Source organism: Halomonas sp., assembly GCF_031581305.1.
Lineage (GTDB): Bacteria > Pseudomonadota > Gammaproteobacteria > Pseudomonadales > Halomonadaceae > Halomonas.
This window is the reverse complement of sequence record NZ_JAVLBC010000170.1, coordinates 1-6,985: the sequence shown is the minus strand read 5'-3', so window position 1 is coordinate 6,985 and position 6,985 is coordinate 1. Positions and strand designations below refer to the sequence as shown.

The following is a 6,985-nucleotide window of genomic DNA, read 5'->3' as shown; positions in this document are numbered from 1 at the left end:
CTCCATGGGTGGCGTGGCGCGGCGTCGGGCGCCGGTAGAAAGCAGTGCGACTTCCGGTTTCGCTTCAAGGTATGCGGTGACTGTGGCGCCGAGAACGATATCGCCGCCCGGCGCTGTCATGGCTGCGAAACCCTGCTGGTGGACGCCGACGACAAGCTGAGGGAGGCGCTGCGGCTGCGCGACGCCCGGGTGCTGCGCGTCGCCGGGATGCAGCTCGAGGCTGCCGTCAACGGCCGCGGTTTGCCGCGCCTCAAGGTGACCTACCATGACGAGGATGGCGCCACCCTTTCCGAGTGGTTTGCCCTGGAGACGCCGCCCCAGCGCGGCGCCTTCGCCGCGGCCTTCCTGCGCGATCACCTGCGCGCCCCCGGGGTGCCGTTCCATCCCGCCTCGCCCGAGCAGGTGATTGCCGAGCACCGCCGCCTGCGGCACCCCGACTTCGTGGTGGGCCGGAAGGTGGGCCACCACTGGCAGGTGCGCGAGAAGCTCTTCGATTACACTGGTCGATTTCGCCGTGCGGAGGCGGCAGAATAAGGGGCCTGAGCGTTAATGGCTGGCCCAGATGCTCCCTTCAGAGTGGAGACGCGGCAAACGACACAGGCGGATGGCCGATACAGTAAGCCTGACGAACAAGGCGGGCTGATGACGCCTGTCAACGGGGGGTAAAGTGCTGCCTGAAGATTTCTTTTCGAGTCTGGTGGAGCGCGTGGATGACGTAATCTGGTCCGTCGGCTATCCCCAGCTCCAGCTCGAGTACGTCAACCCTGCCGCCGCTGCCGTGTTCGGACGCCCGACTCAGGAATTCATGGAGGACTCGCATCTCTGGTTGACCATCGTGCATCCGGACGATCGCGAGGCCGTCGCGGCCTCCCATGATCGGCTGCTGCAGGAGGGGGAAGTGGAGCGTCGCTACCGAATCCTCAGGCCCGATGGCCAGCAGGTCTGGATTCATGATCGCGCCTGGCTGATGCGGGGGCCGCAGGGTGAGCCGCTGCGTCTGTTCGGCGTCGCGCGGGATGTGACCCGAGAACAGGTCGATCGGCTGCGACTGAACAGCGTCCTGACGCTGCACCAGCGCTTTATCGAGAATGCTCCCGACCCCATCTTTCTGGTTGCAGTGCAGCCCGACGGGGAATTCGTTTTTCGCTACAACAACCCGGCCCATCGTCAGCAGACTGGTGTCTCCCTCGAGGTCCTCCGCGACCAGACCCCTGATACCCTCCTCGAGGCCTCACAGGCGGCTGCCGTCAAGGCGCATTATCGCGAATGCGTTCGGCTCAAGCACCCCATCCAGTATGAAGAACGGCTGACCCTGCCGGCCGGGGTGCGTGACTGGCAGACCCTGCTGGTACCCGTGGATGACGTGGATGGTAACGTCGTCGAGCTGGCGGGGATTGCTCGCGACATCACACCGTTCAAGGAGGCCGAACGAGAGAGCCGTGATGCCTTCGAGGCCCTGGATCAGCTGCTGCAGGCGAGCCCCGTGGTGATCTATGAGTGCCAGCCGACGTCCGAGTTGATCCTCACCTATGTCAGTTCCAGCGTTGAGCGGCTGTGCGGCTATACACGCAGTGAGCTGCTGGGCCATGCCGTTTGGCATGCCATGATCCACCCCGACGACGCGACTCTGGTCTTGGCCAAGGTGAAGGCCATGTTGGCGGGAGAGGGGCCGATTCAGCTCAATTACCGTCTGCGCCACCGGGATGGCCATTATCTCCAGGTGCAAAGCGAGAAACGGCTGATCCGCGACGGCGCCGGGTGTCCCGTCAAGGTGGTGGGGGCGATTCTCGATATCTCCGATTCCTTCCGCCTCAGCCAGCGGCTGGAAAAGCTGGCCCAGCAGCTCCCCGGTTTTCTCTATCAGTATCTGCTGCCCCCCAGCGGCGCGGGACGTTTCCTCTATGCGAGTCGCAGCAGCATGGCGATCTACGGTGCGACACCGGAAGTGCTGGCGCGAAGCGATGAGGCGGCCTTTAGCGTGATTCACCCCGATGATATCCCGCAGGTGGAAGCGTCGATCCTCGAGTCGGCCGAGACCTTGAGCCATTGGCACTGTGAATACCGGGTTCGTCATCCTCACGGTCACGAACTCTGGGTTGAAGGGCTGGCCACCCCGGAGCGACTGGAGGATGGCAGTGTGATGTGGCATGGCTACATCGCCGACATTTCGGAGCGCAAGCATCTACAGCTGGAACTCGAATCCAGCGAGGCGCGGTTCCGGCACCTGGCCACCGTGGACATGCTGACGGGAGCACCGAATCGGCGGCACTTCATGCATTGCCTCGAAGCCGAACTGGCACGCGTAAAGCGTCATGGCGAGGAGGCTTGCTTGGTGATGTTCGATGCCGACCACTTCAAGCGCATCAACGACACGTTTGGCCACGCCGCCGGGGATGAAGTGCTAAAGGCGTTGGTCACCGCAGGGCGGGAGCAACTTCGAACCCCTGATATCCTGGGTCGCATGGGGGGCGAAGAGTTTGCCATCCTGCTGCCTGAGACGTCGCTTGACGCAGCCCTCGAGGTCGCCGAACGTTTCCGCCGGGCCATCGCGGCCCTGCAGGTAGCCTCGGGTGATGCCAGCATCCGCTTGACCATCAGCCTGGGGGTGGTGGCATTACGAGTGCAAGATTCGCCGGACAGCGCCGTGGAGCGAGCCGACAAGGCGCTCTATCGTGCCAAGGAGCGCGGTCGCGATCGCGTTTGTCACGAAGGCGAAGAGATGGGCAATGTAACAATCAGGTGACAGGGTCTGTCTGCGCAAGAGGCATCTTGCTAGACTGCCCCGTTGATCCTGCGTCCCCGGAGAGGCACGACGCGTGAGCGCCACCCCCGATACCGCCAGCCCCGAACAGACCGATGCCGCGGCCGGTCATGCCGAGGTGCTGGGGCGGCTGTTCGACGAGCCCATCACCCAGCTGCCGGAGGATCTCTATATCCCGCCGGAGGCGCTGCGTGTCTTCCTCGAGGCCTTCGAGGGGCCGCTGGACCTGCTGCTCTACCTGATTCGCCGCCAGAACCTGGATATCCTGGCCATCGACGTGGCCGCCATCACCCGCCAGTACATCGAGTACGTGGAGCTGATGAAGGCCATGGAGATCGAACTGGCCGGGGAGTATCTGCTGATGGCGGCCATGCTGGCCGAGATCAAGTCACGGACCCTGCTGCCGCGCCCGCCGAAGGAGGGCGGGGACGACGAGGAGGAGGACCCGCGGGCCGAGCTGATCCGCCGGCTGCAGGAGTACGAGCGCCTCAAGCACGCCGCCGAGTCGCTCGCCGAGTTGCCGCGCCTGGGGCGCGACTGGTTCCCGGCCCGAGCGGCACTGCCGGCCCTGGAGGCGCGAGTGATCCACCCCGATGTGGAGCTCGACGAGCTGCTCGGGGCCCTGGCCGGCATCCTGCGTCGCGCGGAGCTCAATCAGGCCCATCAGATCAGCCGCGAGGGGCTCTCGACCCGGGAGCGCATGCTGGCGATCATGGAGCGCCTGGATCACGAGCACTACACCGCCTTCGAGGCGCTTTTTACCCTCGAGGAGGGGCGGGCCGGGGTGATCGTCACCTTCATGGCGATCCTCGAGCTCGCCAAGGAGGCGCTGATCGAGATCGTACAGAATGCCCCCCTCTCGCCTATCCACGTACGGGCCCGGCTGGATGAGCAGGAGGTCGTCGAGCCGGAGGCCCTGGAGGAGGGCGAGAGCCCCTTCGATGATTCGGACGGGAGCGACCCGGCATGACCGCCATGGAATTTCCCGATGCCCTGGACGAGATCCTCGAGGCGGCGCTGCTGGCGGCCGGGGAGCCGCTGGGGCTGGAGCGCCTGGAGGGGCTCTTCGACGACCACGAGCGCCCGCCGCGGCGTGCCCTGCGCGAGGCCCTGGAGCGTCTGGGGGGGCGCCACGAGCGCGGGGCCATGGAGCTGATCGAGACCGCCTCGGGCTACCAGCTGCGCATCCGGCCGCGCCTCTCGCCCTGGGTGTCGCGGCTCTGGGACGAGCGGCCCCAGCGCTACTCGAGGGCGCTGCTGGAGACCCTGGCGCTGATCGCCTATCGCCAGCCGGTGACCCGCAGCGACATCGAGGAGGTGCGAGGCGTGACGGTAAGCGGCTCGATCATGCGCACCCTGCTTGACCGCGGCTGGATCCGCGTGGTGGGCCATCGTGACGTCCCGGGGCGCCCGGCGGTCTATGCCACCACGCGAAGTTTCCTCGACGACTTCGGCCTCAAGACCCTCGATGAGCTGCCGCCGATGCACGAGCTCAGGCACTTCGAGGAGCCGACGCTGGAGGAGGCGCCGCCGCCTCCCCAGCACGAGCTGTTGGCCCAGGCGGACGAGGCAGAAGACGAGACGTCGCCCCAGGCGGGCGACGAGGCGGTACTGCCCGCCGCCGACCCGACGGCCGGCGGGACCGATGATGATGACCACGCCGAGAAGGCGTCCGAGCGGGCAGGACTGAGTTTTGCCGATCTGGAGGCGCGCCTGTCCGAACGTGCCCGGGGCCGCGTCGTCGATGACGCTGCTCCGGGGACGGAATCCACACCCAGTGAGAATGACGACTGATGAGTACTACCACCGAGAAACTGCAGAAGGTCCTGGCACGTGCCGGGTTGGGTTCGCGCCGCGAGATGGAAACCGCCATCGCCGAGGGCCGGGTCAAGGTCAACGGCAAGGTGGCCACCCTTGGCGACCGCATCGAGATGCGCGACCGGGTGGCCGTCGATGACCGCCCGGTGACCCTGCGCGGCGCCGAGGAGGTGCCGCGCCGGGTGATCATGTACAACAAGCCCGAGGGAGAGCTGTGCACCCGCAAGGACCCGGAAGGGCGTCGCACGGTCTTCGATCGCCTGCCGCGCCTCAAGGGCGAGCGCTGGATCGCCATCGGCCGCCTGGACATCAACACCAGCGGCCTGCTGCTGTTCACCACCGACGGGGAACTGGCCAACAAGCTGATGCATCCCTCCACCGAGGTGGAGCGCGAATATGCCGTGCGTGTGATGGGCGAGGTGAAGAAGGAGCAGGTGGTGGCCATGGTAGAGGGCGTGATGCTCGACGACGGTCCGGCGCGCTTCACCGACGTCCAGGAGTTCGGCGGCGAGGGCATCAATACCTGGTTCCACGTGGTGATCATGGAGGGCCGCAACCGCGAGGTGCGCCGGCTGTGGGAGTCTCAGGGGCTGACCGTCAGCCGCCTCAAGCGGGTGCGCTACGGCAACATCTTCCTCGACAAGCGGACCAAGGCCGGCGAATGGGTGGAGCTCTCCCAGGACGAGATCGATGACCTGTCGGCGACGGCCGGTCTGGAAGCACGCAAGGTGCCGGAGCTGACCCCGGACGAGAAGAACCGCTGGAGCCGCGACAAGCACAAGCGCCGCCCGGTGCAGGCCATGCGTAAGCCCAAGGGCCAGCGCGGGCGCTGAGCGCGGTTCCGCGCTTGCGACCAAAGGCAAAAATCGCTTGCCATCACGGGGGCAGATCAGTAATATCTGCACCCGTTCGGAGGGGTCGTTAGCTCAGTTGGTAGAGCAGTTGGCTTTTAACCAATTGGTCGTAGGTTCGAATCCTACACGACCCACCAGATTCGCGCCCCCGCTTCTCTATGAGGCGGGGGCGCTCCGCGTACGGCATGCATGATGACCATCCCGGGATGACTTTCCTCGCCTGAATCGAACAATCGCCGGGCATTCTGGTCTAGAATGGTATCGGGTCGGCCATAGCGAGAGACGCAGCGGTTGACCCTCTGGTGTGTTGCCCCGTGCGGAGCGTACGAGCGGCGGCACCTGGTGTAATGCAGGGGGAGCCCCTGCCGGTCACAGTGGTAGACACGATGACGATCATGACTTCCCGTGCCGAACTGCGCGAGCAGCTCGCACGCACTTACTGCCCCACCCGCATTCCCGCCGAGGACGAGGCGCGCATCGAGGAGATCAAGCATCTGCTCAAGGCCAACAATGCTGTGCTGGTGGCGCATTACTATACTGACGATGCTATCCAGCAGCTGGCCGAGGAAAGCGGCGGCTGCGTGGCCGACTCCTTAGAGATGGCCCGATTCGGTGCTCGCCATGAGGCCGATACTCTGGTGGTGGCCGGCGTGCGCTTCATGGGCGAGACCGCCAAGATTCTCTCCCCGGAGAAGCGGGTGCTGATGCCCACCCTGGAGGCGACCTGCTCGCTGGACGTGGGCTGCCCGGCCGACGCGTTCAGCGCCTTCTGTGATGCCCATCCCGACCGCACCGTGGTGGTCTATGCCAACACCTCCGCGGCGGTGAAGGCGCGCGCCGACTGGGTGGTGACGTCCTCCATCGCAGTGGATGTGATCGAGTACCTCCAGGCGCGTGGCGAAAAGATCCTTTGGGCGCCGGACAAGCATCTGGGTGGCTACATCCAGAAGCAGACCGGCGCCGATATGCTGCTCTGGGATGGCGCCTGCATCGTCCACGAGGAGTTCAAGGCCAAGGGGGTCGAGGACCTCAAGGGGCTCTACCCGGAAGCGGCCGTGCTGGTGCACCCGGAGTCGCCGGCCTCGGTGGTCGAGCTGGCCGACGTGGCGGGCTCCACTTCCCAGTTGATCAAGGCGGCGAAGGAGCTCCCCCACGACAAGCTGATCGTGGCCACCGATCGCGGCATTTTCTTCAAGATGCAGCAGGCGGTGCCGGAGAAGACCCTCTTCGAGGCGCCCACCGCCGGCAATGGCGCGACCTGCAAGAGCTGCGCCCACTGCCCCTGGATGGCGATGAACGCCCTGGATAACCTGGCGGGAACCCTGCGAGACGGGTCGGGCGAGATCTTCGTCGACGACGCGCTGCGCCTGGCGGCCCTCAAGCCCCTCGAGCGGATGCTCAACTTCCAGCGCTGAACCGGGCTACGCCCGGAGCTGTAAGCTGTGAGCTCTAAGCTGTAAGAAAAACCTTTGTGCGAAGTTTGATGGCGACAGACTGACTTACGGCTTACGGCTTACGGCTTACGGCTTACGGCTTACGGCTTACGGCTTAC

The 6,985-nt window shown here is 65.5% G+C and carries 5 protein-coding genes, 1 tRNA gene and 1 pseudogene; all 7 read left to right on the top strand.

What is annotated here, in order from left to right; all coding sequences use genetic code 11:
• A pseudogene (locus RI841_RS12970) lies at positions 1-534 on the top strand (ATP-dependent helicase); the annotation flags it as partial.
• A 133-nt stretch (positions 535-667) separates the two neighbouring features.
• Entirely contained in the window at positions 668-2,743 is a 2,076-nt protein-coding gene (locus RI841_RS12965; RefSeq protein ID WP_310706026.1) for a PAS domain-containing protein, read from the top strand.
• A 73-nt stretch (positions 2,744-2,816) separates the two neighbouring features.
• Positions 2,817-3,731, top strand: a complete 915-nt coding sequence (locus RI841_RS12960) for a segregation and condensation protein A (protein ID WP_405000942.1) — start codon at positions 2,817-2,819, stop codon at positions 3,729-3,731.
• The gene (gene scpB / locus RI841_RS12955) at positions 3,728-4,555 is read left to right on the top strand and encodes an SMC-Scp complex subunit ScpB (protein ID WP_310706025.1); all 828 of its coding nucleotides are present in this window, start codon (positions 3,728-3,730) and stop codon (positions 4,553-4,555) included. Before RI841_RS12960 ends, scpB begins: the two co-directional genes overlap by 4 nt.
• Entirely contained in the window at positions 4,555-5,412 is an 858-nt protein-coding gene (rluB, locus tag RI841_RS12950; RefSeq protein ID WP_310706024.1) for a 23S rRNA pseudouridine(2605) synthase RluB, read from the top strand. The genes scpB and rluB overlap by 1 nt, the downstream gene beginning before the upstream one ends.
• A gap of 82 nt (positions 5,413-5,494) precedes the next feature.
• Positions 5,495-5,570 (top strand) — tRNA-Lys (locus RI841_RS12945).
• A gap of 249 nt (positions 5,571-5,819) precedes the next feature.
• Positions 5,820-6,848, top strand: coding sequence for a quinolinate synthase NadA (nadA, locus tag RI841_RS12940; RefSeq protein ID WP_310706023.1), 1,029 nt, complete (start codon positions 5,820-5,822; stop codon positions 6,846-6,848).
• Positions 6,849-6,985: the final 137 nt, after the last annotated feature.

Coding starts and splice junctions, on each gene's coding strand:
- rluB (WP_310706024.1), top strand. CDS start 4,555: ATGAGTACTACCACCGAGAAACTGCAGAAGGTCCTGGCACGTGCCGGG.
- nadA (WP_310706023.1), top strand. CDS start 5,820: ATGACGATCATGACTTCCCGTGCCGAACTGCGCGAGCAGCTCGCACGC.
- scpB (WP_310706025.1), top strand. CDS start 3,728: ATGACCGCCATGGAATTTCCCGATGCCCTGGACGAGATCCTCGAGGCG.